The sequence below is a fragment of the bacterium genome, assembly GCA_035419245.1.
Lineage (GTDB): Bacteria > Zhuqueibacterota > Zhuqueibacteria > Residuimicrobiales > Residuimicrobiaceae > JAKPUX01.
Genome location: DAOLSP010000008.1, coordinates 110,318 through 126,504, shown reverse-complemented (window position 1 = coordinate 126,504; position 16,187 = coordinate 110,318). Strand labels below are relative to the sequence as shown.

14 protein-coding genes are annotated in these 16,187 nt (G+C 60.4%); 3 read left to right on the top strand and 11 right to left on the bottom strand.

The annotated features are described in order from the left end of the window. Positions 1–45 precede the first annotated feature (45 nt). The 7 genes from PLH32_11480 to PLH32_11450 form a co-directional block, all read right to left on the bottom strand. The gene (locus PLH32_11480) at positions 46–966 is read right to left on the bottom strand and encodes a lamin tail domain-containing protein (GenBank protein HQJ65224.1); all 921 of its coding nucleotides are present in this window, start codon (positions 964–966) and stop codon (positions 46–48) included. Between the two features lie 18 nt (positions 967–984). After that, entirely contained in the window at positions 985–2,265 is a 1,281-nt protein-coding gene (locus PLH32_11475) for a porin (protein HQJ65223.1), read from the bottom strand. A gap of 14 nt (positions 2,266–2,279) precedes the next feature. Continuing rightward, positions 2,280–3,425 carry an inorganic phosphate transporter gene (locus PLH32_11470; GenBank protein HQJ65222.1) on the bottom strand — a complete coding sequence of 382 codons (1,146 nt, stop codon included), beginning with the start codon at positions 3,423–3,425 and terminating at the stop codon, positions 2,280–2,282. Positions 3,426–3,437: 12 nt separating this feature from the next. Beyond that, complete coding sequence (locus tag PLH32_11465) at positions 3,438–4,082, bottom strand: DUF47 family protein (GenBank protein HQJ65221.1); 645 nt, start codon at positions 4,080–4,082, stop codon at positions 3,438–3,440. 20 nt (positions 4,083–4,102) lie between these two features. Next, positions 4,103–5,698 (bottom strand): SLC13 family permease, encoded by a 1,596-nt coding sequence (locus PLH32_11460; protein ID HQJ65220.1) that lies wholly within the window; start codon positions 5,696–5,698, stop codon positions 4,103–4,105. A gap of 61 nt (positions 5,699–5,759) precedes the next feature. Continuing rightward, complete coding sequence (locus PLH32_11455) at positions 5,760–6,227, bottom strand: CYTH domain-containing protein (GenBank protein HQJ65219.1); 468 nt, start codon at positions 6,225–6,227, stop codon at positions 5,760–5,762. A 71-nt stretch (positions 6,228–6,298) separates the two neighbouring features. After that, positions 6,299–6,925: a hypothetical protein gene (locus tag PLH32_11450; GenBank protein HQJ65218.1), complete on the bottom strand. Its 627-nt coding sequence runs from the start codon at positions 6,923–6,925 to the stop codon at positions 6,299–6,301. 120 nt (positions 6,926–7,045) lie between these two features. Between PLH32_11450 and PLH32_11445 the strand changes: the two genes are divergently transcribed. Next, positions 7,046–7,294 carry a hypothetical protein gene (locus tag PLH32_11445; GenBank protein HQJ65217.1) on the top strand — a complete coding sequence of 83 codons (249 nt, stop codon included), beginning with the start codon at positions 7,046–7,048 and terminating at the stop codon, positions 7,292–7,294. A 19-nt stretch (positions 7,295–7,313) separates the two neighbouring features. On the opposite strand, the gene gatD is transcribed toward PLH32_11445, so the two are convergent. Genes gatD through gatE form a run of 4 tightly spaced genes read right to left on the bottom strand, consistent with a single transcriptional unit; the run spans position 7,314 to position 12,090 of the window. Beyond that, positions 7,314–8,696: a Glu-tRNA(Gln) amidotransferase subunit GatD gene (gene gatD, locus PLH32_11440; protein ID HQJ65216.1), complete on the bottom strand. Its 1,383-nt coding sequence runs from the start codon at positions 8,694–8,696 to the stop codon at positions 7,314–7,316. 12 nt (positions 8,697–8,708) lie between these two features. Next, positions 8,709–9,659: a methylenetetrahydrofolate reductase gene (locus PLH32_11435; protein ID HQJ65215.1), complete on the bottom strand. Its 951-nt coding sequence runs from the start codon at positions 9,657–9,659 to the stop codon at positions 8,709–8,711. A 2-nt stretch (positions 9,660–9,661) separates the two neighbouring features. After that, positions 9,662–10,192 carry a methylenetetrahydrofolate reductase C-terminal domain-containing protein gene (locus PLH32_11430; GenBank protein ID HQJ65214.1) on the bottom strand — a complete coding sequence of 177 codons (531 nt, stop codon included), beginning with the start codon at positions 10,190–10,192 and terminating at the stop codon, positions 9,662–9,664. Further along, the gene (gatE, locus tag PLH32_11425; protein HQJ65213.1) at positions 10,189–12,090 is read right to left on the bottom strand and encodes a Glu-tRNA(Gln) amidotransferase subunit GatE; all 1,902 of its coding nucleotides are present in this window, start codon (positions 12,088–12,090) and stop codon (positions 10,189–10,191) included. Before gatE ends, PLH32_11430 begins: the two co-directional genes overlap by 4 nt. 226 nt (positions 12,091–12,316) lie before the next feature. On the opposite strand from gatE, the gene PLH32_11420 reads away from it, so the two are divergent. Together PLH32_11420 and PLH32_11415 are read left to right on the top strand one after the other, a co-directional pair. Then, on the top strand, positions 12,317–14,638 hold the full coding sequence (locus tag PLH32_11420; GenBank protein ID HQJ65212.1) for a hypothetical protein: 2,322 nt from the start codon (positions 12,317–12,319) through the stop codon (positions 14,636–14,638). Next, the gene (locus tag PLH32_11415; protein ID HQJ65211.1) at positions 14,635–16,002 is read left to right on the top strand and encodes a GH1 family beta-glucosidase; all 1,368 of its coding nucleotides are present in this window, start codon (positions 14,635–14,637) and stop codon (positions 16,000–16,002) included. Before PLH32_11420 ends, PLH32_11415 begins: the two co-directional genes overlap by 4 nt. Positions 16,003–16,187 lie beyond the last annotated feature (185 nt).

Here is a 16,187-nt window from a genome sequence, read left to right as displayed (position 1 = left end):
GTGGGTCCGCTGGCGTCAGCGGACCCGGTCAGGATGCAAAAATCGTCACGGCTGGTTCGGCTTGCCGCGTGTGATGGTATTGGAGATCTGCCAGTTGTCCGCGCCATCCGGGATACGGCAGTAGGAGGTGGTCGTCGAGACCAAAGCCGGGATTTTGACGTAATCGATCTGGGTGCCGCTGGCGTCTTCCAACCAGATCTCATCGCCGCCGCTGGAAAGGCCGAAACCGGCTGCGGAGGTGTCATCGACCACGATCACGAAGAAGCCCTTGGCGGGCACAGAAGAGCCGGCCGGGAACTCCATCTTGGGTTTGACGTTCTGATGCCCACCCGGGTCGTAGATCTTGTAGCCGTTCAGCGATACCGCGACATTCGAGGGATTATAGATCTCCACCCAATCCGGATCGGTTCCCGGAATGCCGCGCGACTCGGCTTCATTCAACTTGAGCGGCAGGATGACGACATCGCTGCCATTGTTGAAGAGGCCGCGTGTCACCTGGTCCCAGATCTTCCACTCCTTGCTGCCCTCGACTGTTTTGCCATAGGACTGGGTCTCACTCAGCGCTGGGAAGGTTACTGTATCGATAACCTTGCCCTTGCTATCCTCAAGCCAGATCTGCTCGCCGCTGCTGGAGAGGCCGAAGCCGCTCGCGGTCGTGTCATCGGTCACGATGATCAGCAAACCCAGAGCGGGGATGGTGCTCCCCGCCGGCAGCACTTTCTTCGGTTTGGCGCCAGACTGGCCAGCGCTGTCATAGATCTTGTAGCCGCTGATATCCAGGGTATCGGTCGAGCTGTTGTAGAGTTCGATCCAGTCCGGATCGGCGGCAGTCCCTTGCGAGAACACCTCGTTGAGCGAAATGTAAATAACCGGCTCCGGTGCGATGATCGGCGGAGCGTCGCGGTCGCAGGCGACCAGAAGCGCCGCACCGGCAAGCAGGACCGAAAAAAGGATACGTCTGTCCATGATTGATTTCTCCTCTGCTTACAATGAAGCCTGGATTCTTCCCTGGATGAACGAGTGGTCATCATTCCCGAACATATTGCCATTACGGGTGGCATATTGGTCCAGGTTGACACGGGAGTAATTGAACTGCAGCTTGATCGCGGGATTGGGATAGTAGTTGATTCCCAGCATGAGCTGCCGCGATTCGCCGCCGTGGATGCCGGCTTCCAGATCGTTGAGATCGGTATAGCTGAAGCGGGCGCACAGCTCGACGGCGCCCCAACTGCGCTTCGCTTTTTCGACCGGACCGACCTCGCCCTCATCGACGTAGTAGAAGCGGGTCTCGCCAGTTGGCGTCCAGGTAAAGGTCGCATAGGCGCCCCAGAGGTTGACGTCCGATTTTCCGTACCAGCGTTTCATGGTTTGCGAAAAGACCTCGGATTGGAAGTAGAAGGGTCCCTTGATGCCCATCAATTCGCCGCCGAGGCGATCGTAATAGTTGACATCGGTGATGGTGCCGGTGTGCAGCGGTTTGGGATCGGAGACATAGTTTTCCGTGCGCGCCTTGACCTCCACGCCGTTGGGTGCCACATCGCCTAGGGTTTCGGGATTTTTCCGCGAAAAGGCGAAGCCGATGTGCAGGTTTTTGCCGTGAAGGTTGATGGGCGCGGCGGAGATGCGCAGGTTGCCTGAGAAGGCCTCATCGCGCTGTCCCTTGTCGATGCGGGTGCCGGTTTCATGGCCGAAGGCGCCGAGGCAGACCTGGCCGTATTTATTGTAATAGCGGCCGGCGATGCCGACACGGCGGCCCATGGCGAAGGCATTGGTGGGTGCCGATCGTTCCAGGAAGGTGAGCAGACGCGAGCTGTTGAGGCGCTCCATACCGAAGGGTTCCTTGAAATTGCCGGCCTGGATGGCAAAATTGGTATTGGGGACGTCGAAACGCACCCAGACGTCGCGCATGTCGAGGACACCATCGCCGAAATCAAGATCGATCTCGGCTTGCCAGTCCTTGTAGAGCACCGATTTCATGGCGAAGGTGCTGCGGCGTAGCACCGTGCCGCTGCTCAGCTCGTTTTTGTTTTCAAAAAAGTAGGCGCCGTCATACTGGATGCGGGCATCAAACCACCAGCGGAATGAGCCGTCTTCGGCTTCGAAGACCAGCTTGCCGTTGCGGACCTCGGATGCGAGTGGGGCAACATAGTTGCCGCCGGGGACTTTGGAATCCTGGGCCGGCAGGATCGCCGCCGTGCCCAGCAGCAGGGCGGCGGCGAAGAAGAGGACCAGGGTGGAATGCAGATGCAGTTTTTTGGTTTTCATTGCAGCTCCTCCGGTTAATGGATTACTGGAATGGTGGTTAAGGTATCAGGAATCGAAAGAGTATCCGGCCGGGTCGGCACCGCAACGGGGGGTGCGACCGCTTGCGGGACCGCGGTACGGTGGATGACCTCCTGCTCGAAGACGTTCTGGACAAAGAAAAGAGCGCTGAATGAGATGAGTGCGGCAAATACCGGGGTGATGATCCAGCCGGCGGCAATTCTTCCCAGCAACCTGAAATTGAGCCCCTTCATCCCCTTGACCATGCCGATGCCGAAGATGGCGCCGACGATGGCCTGCGAGCTTGAAACTGGCACCAGGGGGATCGTCGGGAGACCGAGAGCGAGCAGCGCGCGTTTCAAGCCGGTGGAGGCGAAGATGAAGAGTACGATGGTATGGGCCAGAACCACGATCAGGGCGAGTATCGGTGTGAGTTTAAAGATTTCATTGCCCACAGCCTGCATCATGCGCTGGGAATAGGTATAGATCCCTGTCGCGATCGCCAGGGCCCCAAGGAGAAAAAGCTGCTGGGTGCCGTGCAGGCTGGCACCGACGAACAGGGGGATGTCGTGAAAGGGTGAGGCGGGTACGAAGACACCCATGACATTGGCAATATTATTAGCGCCCAGGGTATAGGATCCGAGTGCGCCGACGATGATCAATCCCGCTCGGGTATAAGCATCCAGCCGCAGTATGTGAATACGCGCCCGGCCGAGGATACGTTTGAACAAGAGATAGATCAGGACAGCGAAAAGCGACGCCAGCAAGGGGGAGAGAAACCAGGTCGCGACGATTTTGGAGAGGACCGCCACATCGGTCGGTGACTTGGTGAACCAGTTCCAGCCAAGGATGGCGCCGACGATCGCCTGGGAGGTCGCGACAGGCAGCTTGGCGCGCGTCATCCAGGACAGAGTCAGGCCGGCGGCCAGGGCGACTGTAAAAGAGCCCGCCATGGCGTTGACTGCACCAAGGTGCCCAAGCGTCTCCGTGGTGCCGGAGCCTTCCACCATAGCCCCGAGAATCACGAACAGGCTCGCAATGCTGGCGGCCACCTTGAACCGCACCATCCCCGATCCCACCGCGGTGCCGAAGACATTGGCGGCGTCCTTGGCACCAAGAGACCATCCCAGGAAGAGACCGCTTGTCAGGAAGAACCAGATCATCTAGCCCGTCTCTCAAATAGAACGCTTGATGGTGGCAATGGACAGGCGGTCGCAGACATCTTCCGCCTCCTCTGCAATCAACTCGATATGATAGGCAAAATAGCGCAAATGGATTTTATGACTCAGGCGCAGTTCGCGGCTGAAGACAGCGCGTTTGAATTTTTCCGCGCTCTTATTGGTCTCCTTTCGATAGAACAAGACCTGATTGACATGGTCGCGGACCGACGCCAGGTCGCGAAAATAAGCGCGAATCGCCTTGCCCATCCCTTCACAGGCATGGACCGCATAATCCGCAATATCAAGAACGATCGGGTGAAGATCCTCCGGAATGACCGGGGATTCGACCGAAAACTGCAGCAGAGTCTCGGTGGTCTGGTTGAGCACCTTGTCGGAACTCTCCATCAGTCCGAGCACATCGCCGCGGGACTCGGGAATCAGGGTGCGCAGGTAAAGTTTGCTTTCGATCTCGCGGCGAAGGTCATCCCCCTTTTCCTCGGTATCATTGAGTTCCTTCAGATGGTTCTCGAATTCCTCGAGCCGGCCCTGGAGATAATAGCGGACGGCCTGTTTGAAAATGAGACCGCCCTTGATGACCAGGTCGAGAAACTCGTCAATCTGAACCTCGATCTGTTTGCTTTTTTTGAACAGCAACGCCATAGCTCTGCCTCGTGATCTGTTTAGAATAGGCCGAAGACGCCTTTGGGAGTGATGCCCAGGAAACGGAACCAGGTCTCCCCGGCGACAATGAACACCAGCCAGGTAATCAGCATCATGACCAGTCCGAACTTGATGGCATCGCCCAGGGAATAGCGGTCCGTTTCGTAGAGCAGGGCCGCCGGTTTGCTGTTGAACGGCAGCACATCGACGTGCTCGATCAAAAAGACCACCGGCAGCGCCAGGCTGGCAATGTTGAGGCCGAAACGGTTGGCCGTCCCGATGGCAATCGGTACAAAGATCATACAGCGCATGGTCTTGGACTCGAACGCAATCGCACTGAAGATCATGACCCCGGTCAACAGCAGATAAAGCACCCAGAAGGGCGTCTGATCCCCGATACCGACATGATTAAAAAAGGCATTGACGCTGAGAAAGGAGAGATCGGTCACATCGAGACCGGCGCCGAGTGCGTAGGCCCCGGCTGAGAAAAGCATGAGATGCCAGGGGATGTCGACGTCATTCCACTTGATGATGCCGATACCCGGCAGTAGCGCGATGATCGCCCCGACAAAAGCCACAGCGGTCGCGCTGACATGATGCATGCGCTCGGTCGCCCAAAAGCCGAGAATCAGGAGAAACAACACGACGGCCTTGATCTCCTGGCGGCTCAGGGGCCCCAGACTGCGGTACTCCTGCCTGAGCCGCTCCATGCCCCCCTGGATCTGCGGCATCCGCTCCTCCGGTTTGAGCGGAAAGAAGAGACGCGCCGCCACCAGATAGGAGAGCAGCATCATGGTTATCGAGACCGGCATCATCGCCACAATCCAGTCCGAATAATAGACCCGGGTGCCGATGGCGCCGCCGATCAAAGCCGCCCCAAGCAGATTAGCCCCCGAACCGGTCATGAAGGCGCTGGCACCGATGTTGATGCACAGAAGGTTCTGCAGAACAATGCTGCGGCCGAAATTGGTTTTCTCCTCGCCGCCGCGAGCCCCATAAATGGCCGCAATCACCATAAAGATCGGCAGCAGAATGGCGGCCTTGGCGATCGTGGAGGAGATGACAGCAGAAAGGACCAGATTGATAAAAATGAAGCTGAGAAAAACCCGGTTCGCATTTTTGCCGAAACGCAACAGAAAGCCCAGCGCGAGGCGCTTGGCGACACCGGTGGTCACCAGCATACTCGCCAGGACGAAGGACATGATATTGAGCCACATCACCGGGTGGCCCAGTTGAGCATAGGCCTCTTTCTCCGGCAGCACGCCGGTGAGCACGAGCGCGATGAGCACGATCAGCCCGGTCAGATAATTGGGCAGGGCTTCGGTTCCCCAGAGAATAAAACTCACGACGAAGATCGCCAGCATCATTTCGTTGCTGCGCGTGAACGCCGCCGCACCCAGCTTGGCATACGCCGCTTTGGCGGAGGAGGAGGAAAGCGTCGCCGCATCGATGTTCTGAAGAAAAGGGATTTCGAATCCAAAAGCGAAAAGCAGAAACGCCGCCACCGCAAGAAAAGGGCCCGCCGCTGCAACCCTGCTGGCGAATTTGCCCTTCTCCCGTTTGGGCAGCTGCTCCATGCGGTAATTCCGCATATCCAGGGGATCAAAAGGCGTCATGGCATCCCGTCTGCAGAAGTCCGGTCCGAGAGAAAATCGAATGGAAGTTTTACTTCTCCACTCACCATTTGGTATAGGGCGTTTTCATCAGCATCGAATTGTAATAACGGACATCGCCGGTGACCTCTTCGCCGAGCCATTCAGGCTTTTCGAAGGCGTCCTCCTCCGCCCCCAGCTCGACCTCAGCCAGGACCAGACCCTGATTCTCGCCATAGAACTCGTCCACCTCGAAGGTGTGGGCGCCGGCTGTGACCTGATAACGGCATTTGTCGATGACCCCGGGCTCGCAGATCTTGAGCAACTCTTCGGCCTCATTGAGCGGGATCTCCTTCTCCCATTCATAGCGGCTGGCGCCGGAGGCGTTGCCGATCCCCTTGATGGTCAGATAACCCTGGTCGCCCTTGACGCGGACGCGCACCGTACGCTCGGGCACAGAACAGAGGTACCCCTGAATGATGCGGGTCTTTTTATGGGCAAAACGGGCGAATTCGCCCTTTACCAGAAACTTGCGTTCAATCTCTTTAGCCATGGAAACTCCGGAGTAAGGTAATTGCCGGGCAACGGGAGACGGTCTCCTCGCTTTCTGCCGGGATGATGGTTTCAGTACTTTGTTTTGAACATGGAAGAGTCGGGAAGCGGCTCCATGCCGATGATGCGCTTGATCGCCAGCAAATAGTTGACATTCTCATAATCCGTGAGGCCGATCATATCCTTCGCCTTGAGGATGTCCGCCACCTCGGTCGATTCGAGGCTGGCGGTCATAATCCGGGCCCCATTGACCCAGACCTCAGCCAGCTCGGAAATGCAGTTGTTGATGGTAAACCCCATGCGGCGTTTGAAAACATTGACGGCAACGAGGCCGGGATGCGGCTTGATGATCTCATCGAGATACTGCGCCAGGGTGTAGGCCTCACGCTTGAATGCCGGCATGGGCACACCGAAGGCGGGAAAAACCTCGTTCTTTATCTGCTCGGCAGCCATGGGGAACTGCCCCTTCATGCGGGGATTCCACTGCTCCAGCCCCTGCTGCACCTGCACCAGGACCTTGATGTCCATCAGATCGTTGCGGATCTTGGTGTTGTTCTCGTTGTTGCCCGCCGACACGATATAGATCTCGGCGCTCTCGCGGATCTGATCGACAGGACTCAATGCGCGCATTTTCTCTTCGACGATGCCAAAAGTCTGGGAAAACGTGCGGAATTCAAAACGGGGTTTGATCTCAGGCATAATGGCTCCTCATGTTCGTCCTGTAAAAAAAGCTTGCAGCTCTTGCTGCTTCTTTCTATCTTTCACAGAGACCAGGCAAGAGATTCATCTGGCACAGGCATCCGGTGTAAAGGAGAATATATGAAAGAATTTGCAAAAATCACCGAACTTTTTAATGAAACAGAAGCAAATTATCTCAGTGCGTTGCTTACCGAGAAAGGCATCCCCCATCTGGTGCGCTCCTACCACGACTCGGCCTATGACGGGCTTTTCCAGCTGCAGAAGGGCTGGGGTTCCCTGCTGGCGCCGGAATCATTCCGGGAGGCCATCCTCGAGCTGAAGCAAGCGATCAACGCGCCCAAGCCGGAGAGCAGGAAGCGCCGGGATTAGGCTGCCATCACGACCTTCCTCATTTTTTGATTTGAGAGATGAACTCTTCCACCTCGGGAATCCCCCCCTGGAAGATCAGATAGCCGTTGGAGGGCTCCCGTTCGGTGATCTCGCCGTTGACGGGGGCATACATGATCTCGCGCACCCGCATGAGATCGCTGCTCTGCCCCAGCGCCCACCCCAGCTTGACATAAGCCACCTCCGGCAGCATATTGGCCATGGGAGTCACCCCGAGTTCCATCATATCCCGCCCGGTGTCGTAGACGTACATCTGCACATAGCCCCAGAGGGTTTGCACGGTCATGTAGACGGCGATGTTCTTCTCGCGGGCCCGCTGCAAGGCCGGATAGAGCGGCTTGTTGACATGGCCGAGGCCGGTGCCGGCGATGACGATGCCGCGGTAACCGTTATCAATGAGGGCGTCGATGATGTCGGGCTTCATGTTGGGATAATAATAGACGATGCTTACCTTCTCCTCAAAGGCGGTGTTGATAGTGACCTCGCGGTCGTGGCGGCGGCGCCGGTAGTCCTGGCGCAGCGGGGTGATCTTGTCGCGGCTAACCATGGCCAGTGGGATGTCGCCAATGGTGCGGAAGGTCGAGCGATAGCTGGAGTGCATCTTGCGCACCCGCGTGCCGCGATGCAGCAGGCCGTAGACGTCGGAGGTCGGGCCGAACATGCAGACCATCACCTCAGCAATGTCCGATTCAGCAGCGGTCTTGACGCTGTGCATCAGGTTGAGGGCGGCGTCCGAGGAGGGGCGGTCGGAGGAACGCTGCGATCCGACCATGACGATCGGCACCGGCGAATTCTGGACCATGAAGGAGAGGATGGCGGCGGTGTGGTGCATGGTGTCGGTGCCGTGTCCGATGACGATCCCCTGCACGCCCTTTTCGATCTCGCGCCCGATCGCCTGCGCCGTGCCGATCCATTGCTCGGGGCCCATGTTTTCAGAAAAGACCCCGTAGAGTTTCTCGGTCTCGAGGTTGCAGATATCGGCGAGCTCGGGTACCGAGCCGTAGAGCTCGCCGGGCGAGAAGGCAGGGATGACGGCGCCGGTACGATAGTCGAGGCGGCTGGCGATGGTGCCCCCCGTGCCCAGTAGTTTGACGCGCGGCTTTTTGGGGTCGTAGGGGAACTCTTTTTCGGGGATCTTGTAGTGGGCCTCCTTGCGGCCGAGGATCTCGATGGCCTGAATGCGAGCGGCGGCGATGCCGATATTGTAGCCCGAACGCAGCTTGAGCACGATATGTTTGGGATCGGCGGTTTCCGAGCGCGGCAGGACGATGCCGCTGTAGCTGCCCTGGCTGGTGAGGACCTTGACGTCGCTCCAGACCGGGGCTGAGAAATTCTCCAGTGCGGCCAGGGCCTCGCCGCGATAGCCTTTGTATTCGCTCGACATGGTTCTGCTCCGCTAGGATTGGATTGGTCTCTCGTGGCCGGCGCCGGGGGCGCGGCCGGTCACGGGGGCCTCTGCCGGCAGGAGGCCTGCCTCCTGAATAATACGCGGCGTTATGCTCTCCCACAACACCGGCATCAGGTGGATGCCGGACACCCCCGCCATGCGCCGCAGGGCCTGGATCAACTCGAGGGCGATCTTCACCCCTTCCTCCTGCGGCTCGGCGGCGGCGCGCATCCGTTCGAGATAGGAAGGATCGATGCGCATCCCGGGCACTTCGCGGGCCATGTATTCGAGGGCGCGGGCCGATTTGACCGGCAGCACGCCGGCCAGCAAAGCCGTCTGCTCGTGCAGGCCGCGCCGTCGCGCCAACTCGAGCCAGCGGCCGAACCGCTCGAGATCAAAGACCGGCTGTGTCTGAATGAAATCGGCCCCGCTGCGGATCTTTTTCTCGAGGCGAATCAGGCGAATCTCGAGGGGCTCGGCGAAGGGATTGGCCGCCGCACCGATGCAAAAACGGGGAGCCTTTTTGAGTGTCTGGCCGGAGAGCAAACTCCCCGCGTTCATCTGCCGCACTGTCGCAATGAGCTGGATTGAGTCCAGATCGAAGACCCCCTTCGCCTCGGGATGGTCGCCGAAACGCTGGTGATCGCCGGTGAGGCAGAGCAGGTTCTCGATGCCCATCGCCGCGGCGCCGAGCAGGTCGCTTTGAATGGCGATGCGGTTGCGGTCGCGGCAGGTCATCTGGACGATCGGCTCGACCCCCTCCTCGAGCAGGATCTTGCCCGCGGCGATACTCGAGAGGCGGACGATCGCGGTCTGATTGTCAGTTATGTTGACGGCATCGACGATGCCGCGGAAGCAGCCTGCCTTTTTCCGGATCACCGCATCATCGCAGCTCTGCGGCGGGCCGAGTTCGGCGCAGACAATGAATTCCTTCCGGGCGATTTTTTCGCACAGCCGCATCGCTATCTAACCTCTTCCTCTCCCCGGCCGGCTTCCGGCTTCTCCGCGATCACGGATCCGCTTTTTGCAGCAGGCGCGGACAGCGCCTCCCCCTTCGGCACCCGCCAGGACGGCGGCTCGATGCGCCGGGTGAAAACGTTCAACCAGGCCGAGGTTTTCTCCAGGTTCCAGTCGTGAATCTTTTCGACGCGGTAAAGCAATTTGACCCGGCCCAGCAGCGAAGCGCGGCGCCAGGCGAGCACCCAAACGCACATACGCTCGGGATAGACTTCGCAGCGGCCGCCCTCGCCGGTCCCGCCGCAGGGGCCGTTGCGGAGGCGCTTGGGGCAGCGCTGGGAACAGACAAATCCGGTATGGCTGAGAATGCATTCGCCACACCGCTGGCAGTGAAAGAGCGGCACCTTGAAGCAATCCTCGAAGAAGAGCATCACTTTGGACAGCCAGCGTTCGCGCCGCGAAAAGGGGCCGGCAGACCGGGTGGCCAGCAGTGCCGGTTTGCCCGCTGCCGGATCGGGGATCAGGCTCGAACTCATCGCCCATCCTCCTGGCGGCGCAGCCGTTCGGCCAATTCCGCACCCTTGACCCGTCCGGCGGCCTGCGCCATGACGCGTCCCATCAGCAGACGAAGCCGCGCCGCCGGGTCGGTCGAGCGGCAGGTGCCGATCCGTGCTTCCGCGATCCAGCTGATCAGCTCGGTCTCGGTGGCCGGGCCTTCCCAACGTTCCCACAGCTTTTCACCGGTAGCGAGCACATGCCGCATCGCCGGCAGGATGCCCTCCCGCTGCAGGCGGCCGGCGCCGAGTGCCTTGAGCAGGTCCGCCATAAAGTCGTCAGAAAGCGCGCCCGCCGAGCGCTTACGCAGGCGTTTGGGATACTGGATCAGGAGGACGGCGGCCAGCTTCGGAGGAACGCCCCAGTTCCCGATGGCCTGCTCAAAGAGCGGTGCCCAGCGTGAAGCGGAGAGCGGGGCGATGGTATCGGCAGGGAGGCCGAGCTTGCGATAGCGCGCCTCGCGCTCCCAGACCGGGGCGGGCAGGCCAGCCCGGATGCGTTCAAGCCGCGCCGGCGGGATGGCCTTGGGCGGCAAGTCGGTGTCGGGATACATACGGTCGGGTCCGGGAAGAATACGCTCAAATCCGTTGGTGCCATCTTCAAGGGCTTGACGGGTCTCGGAGGGGACGCCCACGGTCGCCTCGCGGGCACGGATGAGGATTTCGCAGGCGCCGGTCTCAGCATCGGCCGGCGGCCCCCACACCAGGACAAGGGTGTCCTCCTCGGTGGCGCCCAGCAGCTTGCGCAGATTGAGCCACTCGGAGCTGGCCAGGGTTTCGCCGGGAGAATCGGAGTGGATGATGTTGGGCAGCGTGGTCAGGCAAGCGACGACGCGAACGCGATCGGAGATTTCGCGGGCGAAAAAGGTATCGGTCTGGGTCGGCCAGCGCAGGAGATCGCGGAATCCCTGCAGCACCACGCCGTTGACCGTCATGCCGGCCGCGATGGCTTGGGCGATGGGCTGAAAACGGGTTTTACGCAGCAGCTTGTTGACGTTCTCAAAGCGGCCCTTGAAGCGCTCCGGGGTGATGCCGCGGCGGCCGAGTTCGTCGCGCAGGCGCAGCAGGTTCCACTGGCGCATCGCCTCGTTGTAGGTCAGAAGCGGTATCTGGGGAATGCGCGCGACCCCCTTGATCTCGATGCGGGTGCCGCCGGTGACGCTGACATTGACATCCTCGCGCGCGGCGCCGATGCCGGTGCGGACACGGCCGGTCGAGCGGACCATGCGGCGCAGCAGCTGTGCCACCTCCGCCACCTCCTGCGGCGTGCGCAGGTCCGGCCCGGTGACGGTCTCGATCAGGGGCATGCCGAGGCGGTCGGTGAGGTAGACGCGGCGGTGGCCGATATCGCTCACCTCGCGGCAGGCGTCCTCCTCGAGGCCGAGCTGGATGATGCGGATGGAACGATCCTTGTAGGGAATCGCCCCGTCGACGCCGACAATGGTGGTGCGCTGGAAACCGGTGGGAATGGAGCCATCGAGGTACTGCTTGCGAGCGATGTGCAGCTCGTCGACCATGACGCAGTTGTAGAGCATGGCGATGCCGAGGGCGATGTCAAGGGCCTCTTCATTGAGCTCGAAGGGCGGGGTATCGTCCATCTCATAAGTGCAGACGGTCTCGCGGTTGATCTGGTAGATGATCTCTTTTTTCGTCTTGAATTCCATCAGCGCGGTCCCGTCGTACTCGCCCAGCTCCGAAAGCGTCGGCCGCATGTGGCGGAGAATCTCCGCGTCATAATCCGGGCTATAGCGGCCTGCGGGACAGCGGCAGAAGAGCTTCTTGGTGGTCAGGAGCTGTTGATGGATTTCGAGACCGGATTTGAAGCCGATAGCGGCGTAATCGTCGGGCTGCATCTCTTCAAAGGATTTGAAGGAAGGCATAGAGCAAGGCTCGGGAATTAGGGGTTAGCACATCGTTGGCGGCATGGACCGTAAAACATATTAAATTCCGGACTCATTCGCAAGATAAAAGCGCGCCACCAGCAGGCCGGCCTGCCGCGGGAATCCCCCCTCTCTCGCACCCACCCCACACTTTTTGCTTTGGTCCACCCCATGTAATCCGTATATTTACGTACAACCAGTACCTTGAATCCAATGAGAGAATGCCATGCGCAAAATCCTCTTGCTTTTTTTGCTGATCTCCGGGATTGCAGGCGCGTCCGAACTGACCGTCAAATGTGTCGATCTGCTGCGGCCTCTCAATCTCCAGGTCAATGCCGCCGGGCCGGTTCTGATTCAGGTCGATACCCTGCGTCACTGCCTGATCGCTGCCAACACCCTCACCTCATCCCTCACCGTCAACGATCTGCACACCTGGCAGGTCGTCAACATCCCGCTGGCAGGGCGTGCACTGCAGCACCTCAAGTCGGAGGCGATGACTTTGAATGGGCGCACCGGGGCTGTCGCCCTTATCGGCGACCACGCTTTTCATCTGGTCAATCCCGCCACCCGCAGTGCGAAAAGCTATACGACGGATGTTCAGTTCGAAAGCATCGCCTGGGACGAGGCCACGGGGAATTGCTTCCTTGCCGGGCGAGAGAGCCCGGTTCTCTTGCTACAGGAGGGCAAATCCGGTCTGCAAAAGCGCATCCTCTGGCAGGAACACGCGGAGAAGCTGATCAATCTCAATCAGACCCCGCCGCCGCCGATCCGCAAGGTCATCGCCGATCCGGACGCCGGCCGGATCATCGCCGTGGACGGCTATTCCGCGAGCATCACCCTGGTGCGCGGCCGGGATGGCAAAATACTGAATCATTTTGAAGTGCCGCTGCAGCACGGCGGCCGCTGGCATCTGGCGGGATTCGATCGCGCGCGCCATATTCTCTACCTGGTCATCGAGACCGCAGCGCGCCAGGTCGTGCAGGCCGCCCGGATCGAGGTGCAGACAGGCGCCTGCCAGGTGATCACCCTGCCGCAGTATACCGAGGGCGCTGGAATCACCAGCCTGCCCATCCGGGAGCAAATCTATATCCCTTACGACAACCATCCCAGTGTGCATATCGCCGATTTTTCCGATGGAACCGTGAAAGAGATCAAGGTTCCCAACTTCGGCAATGATGCAACCGCGCTCGACCCGGGGCGAGGCCTCCTCTATGTGGCCAGCTGGGCCAAGGGCGAGGTGGATGTCATCGACCTGCAGCAGCCGGCGATGATCAAGCGGATCACCGATCTCGGCATCCTGCCGCACATGTTCTCCATGGCCTTCGATCCCCACGAACGCATCCTCTATTACAGCAAGGGCGCCACGGCGGTCAACGGGACCTATGGCGCAGCGATCACCCTGCTCGATCCGGTGGGTGGTCATACCGCCCGGCTGACTACGGGATGGGCTCCGATCGCCATGACCGAGTGGCCCGGTGGCGAGGGCTTTGCTCTTTTCAACAATGAGGCGGGCTATGTCCATCTCCGCCCGGATGGCTCCTTTACCACCCATTCTCTGGCTTATGACTATCCCATCAGCGCGGTGACGTCGCCCGAAGGCAAAATCTACCTCTCCTACGGCCCGCATCAATCCTATTGGCCGACGGTCTATATCTGGGGGGCGAAGAACGGCCTGCTCACCATCGATCCGCGCACGGCGGAGCTCAATGACCGCCGCATTCCGCGCCAGGCGCATCGGCTAGCCATGGACCGGGCGGGCGCGCTCTACCTGACCCAGAACGCCTGGGGAAAGGAGGAAGAATTCATCGGGGTCCTGAACGATCCGGTGCGCGACTGGGAGATCGGCACCCGTTTGCTCACCGGCGATTCCATCGAACGCGAGAACACCCCTCGGCTGCTGGTCTACGATCCGGACAGGAACTGGCTCTACAGCGTCAAGGTGGGAGAGAAGGACACGGATCCGGGGCTGCTGCGAATCTTCGATCTGGAAACCCGTCAGCGCATCGGCTGCATCGAGGTGGGTTCTTCGCCGGTCGACCTGGCCTTTGATGATTCCCTCATTTATGTCGCCAATTTCGGCAGCACCAGCATCAGCATCGTCAACAAGAACAGCCTGACGAGCCGCACGCTCACTACGGCGGCACAACCGCTGCGGTTCGGCCGCCTCGCAGGCCGCCTCTATCTGCTTTGCCAAAGCGGCCGGCGCCTGCAGGAGATCACGCCGCACGGGATCAAGGATCTTTTACGGCTGGAAGAGTTGCCCAGCCAGCTGATGGTGTGGAAGGAAAAGCTGGTGATCGCCACCTGCGACGCTTCCACACTCTATCTCTATCAGTATCAACCGGATTCCCTGCGCTTCGGACTGCTGCATATGGTGAAATACCCCTACGGTGAAACCCGATTCGATAGCGGCAACACCGCGTTCTACCTCCAGGGGCAGTATGGCGACGCGGTGTTTGACCTTTTCTGCGGAAAAACCGACCGCGACGGCCGCCTCTGGATCAGCGATTTTCTCGCCGGCCGGGTCTATATTCTGGAGGAGCGATGATCCGCTTCCCGGAGGGATTTACCTGGGGCGCTGCGACCTCGAGCTATCAAATCGAAGGGGGCTGGCTGGAGGGCGGCCGCGGGCTTTCGATCTGGGATGCCTTCACCCATACCCCGGGCCGCATTGACGGCGGGGCAACCGGGGATATCGCCTGCGACCACTTTCACCGCTGGCGCGAGGATGTCGGCCTGATGGCACAGTTGGGGATCAAGGCTTACCGCTTTTCAATCGCCTGGCCACGGATTCAGCCCGCCGGCCGCGGACCGGCCAACGAAGCTGGGATCCGTTTTTATTCGGAACTCATCGACGCCCTCCTCGACCACGGCATCGAACCCTGGGTGACACTCTACCACTGGGATCTGCCCCTGGCGCTGCAGCTCGAACTCGACGGGTGGCTCAATCCTGTTCTGGCTGACCTTTTCCGCGAGTATGCCGGCCTCTGCTTCGATCGATTCGGTGATCGTGTCAAGCACTGGATCACCCTTAACGAGCCCTGGGTGGCCGCCGTCCTCGGCTACGGGCAGGGGCTGTTCGCTCCAGGGCGCCGATCGGACGCCGAACCCTATCTGGCGGCCCATCATATGCTGCGGGCGCACGGGCTGGCCGCGGAACTGTACCACAGCCGGTACGCGCATCAGCAGGGGCGCATCGGCCTGGCCCCCAACTGCGACTGGCGCGAACCGCTCACGCCGAGTCCGGAAGACCGGGAGGCCGCCCAGCGGGCGATCGAATTCATCCTCGGCTGGTTCGGCGATCCCTTGTACTTCGGCGCCTATCCGGAGAGCATGCAGGCACGCCTGCAGGACCGGCTGCCGAACTTGAGCGCCGGCGACCGGGCTCTCCTCAAGGGGAGCAGCGATTTCTTCGGGATCAACCATTACACGACCCACCAGACGGCGGCTGCGGCCGGAGCGCCCGGCGCCAGCGCCGCCTGGTCCCCCGAGCAGGATATGGAGGCGGCGTTCACCTTCGATCCGGATTGGGAGCGGACCGGCATGGGCTGGGCGATTGTCCCGGTGGGCCTCAACCGGTTGCTGCACTGGATCGACCAGCGGTACGGCCGGCCGGAAATCGTCATTACAGAAAACGGCTGCGCTATCGAGGAACAACTCATCGATGGCGCAGTGAAGGATTCCGCGAGGATCGCCTATTTCCAGAGCTATCTCGCCGAGTGCCACCGGGCGATTGCCGCGGGGGTCCGCCTGACCGGCTACTTCGCATGGTCCCTGATGGACAACCTGGAGTGGACCTCAGGGTACGGCAAACGGTTCGGGCTCCATTATGTGGATTTCGCCAGCCGCGAACGCATTCCCAAAGCGTCAGCGGCATGGTTCCGGCGCGTTGTGCAGCAGAACGGATTCTGACTCGACGGCAAGGCCCACTCTTCGCGCAGCACCTCCCCCCCGCACACTCACCATGATCCGCTTGAGGGGTGCCTCGCAGCTGGACTGCGCCGTAGCGGCCTGGACCAGCCGCGGCAGGCCGGCGAAGTGGCGGCGACGGGCGAAATGAGGTGGAGCTGTAAGGGCCCGTGGCAGCTCAGCCACGG

What these genes read in the sequence shown, in the direction of transcription:
- PLH32_11480 (HQJ65224.1), bottom strand. Translation starts at nt 966, where the DNA reads ATGGACAGACGTATCCTTTTTTCGGTCCTGCTTGCCGGTGCGGCGCTT.
- PLH32_11475 (HQJ65223.1), bottom strand. Translation starts at nt 2,265, where the DNA reads ATGAAAACCAAAAAACTGCATCTGCATTCCACCCTGGTCCTCTTCTTC.
- PLH32_11470 (HQJ65222.1), bottom strand. Translation starts at nt 3,425, where the DNA reads ATGATCTGGTTCTTCCTGACAAGCGGTCTCTTCCTGGGATGGTCTCTT.
- PLH32_11465 (HQJ65221.1), bottom strand. Translation starts at nt 4,082, where the DNA reads ATGGCGTTGCTGTTCAAAAAAAGCAAACAGATCGAGGTTCAGATTGAC.
- PLH32_11460 (HQJ65220.1), bottom strand. Translation starts at nt 5,698, where the DNA reads ATGACGCCTTTTGATCCCCTGGATATGCGGAATTACCGCATGGAGCAG.
- PLH32_11455 (HQJ65219.1), bottom strand. Translation starts at nt 6,227, where the DNA reads ATGGCTAAAGAGATTGAACGCAAGTTTCTGGTAAAGGGCGAATTCGCC.
- PLH32_11450 (HQJ65218.1), bottom strand. Translation starts at nt 6,925, where the DNA reads ATGCCTGAGATCAAACCCCGTTTTGAATTCCGCACGTTTTCCCAGACT.
- PLH32_11445 (HQJ65217.1), top strand. Translation starts at nt 7,046, where the DNA reads ATGAAAGAATTTGCAAAAATCACCGAACTTTTTAATGAAACAGAAGCA.
- gatD (HQJ65216.1), bottom strand. Translation starts at nt 8,696, where the DNA reads ATGTCGAGCGAATACAAAGGCTATCGCGGCGAGGCCCTGGCCGCACTG.
- PLH32_11435 (HQJ65215.1), bottom strand. Translation starts at nt 9,659, where the DNA reads ATGCGGCTGTGCGAAAAAATCGCCCGGAAGGAATTCATTGTCTGCGCC.
- PLH32_11430 (HQJ65214.1), bottom strand. Translation starts at nt 10,192, where the DNA reads ATGAGTTCGAGCCTGATCCCCGATCCGGCAGCGGGCAAACCGGCACTG.
- gatE (HQJ65213.1), bottom strand. Translation starts at nt 12,090, where the DNA reads ATGCCTTCCTTCAAATCCTTTGAAGAGATGCAGCCCGACGATTACGCC.
- PLH32_11420 (HQJ65212.1), top strand. Translation starts at nt 12,317, where the DNA reads ATGCGCAAAATCCTCTTGCTTTTTTTGCTGATCTCCGGGATTGCAGGC.
- PLH32_11415 (HQJ65211.1), top strand. Translation starts at nt 14,635, where the DNA reads ATGATCCGCTTCCCGGAGGGATTTACCTGGGGCGCTGCGACCTCGAGC.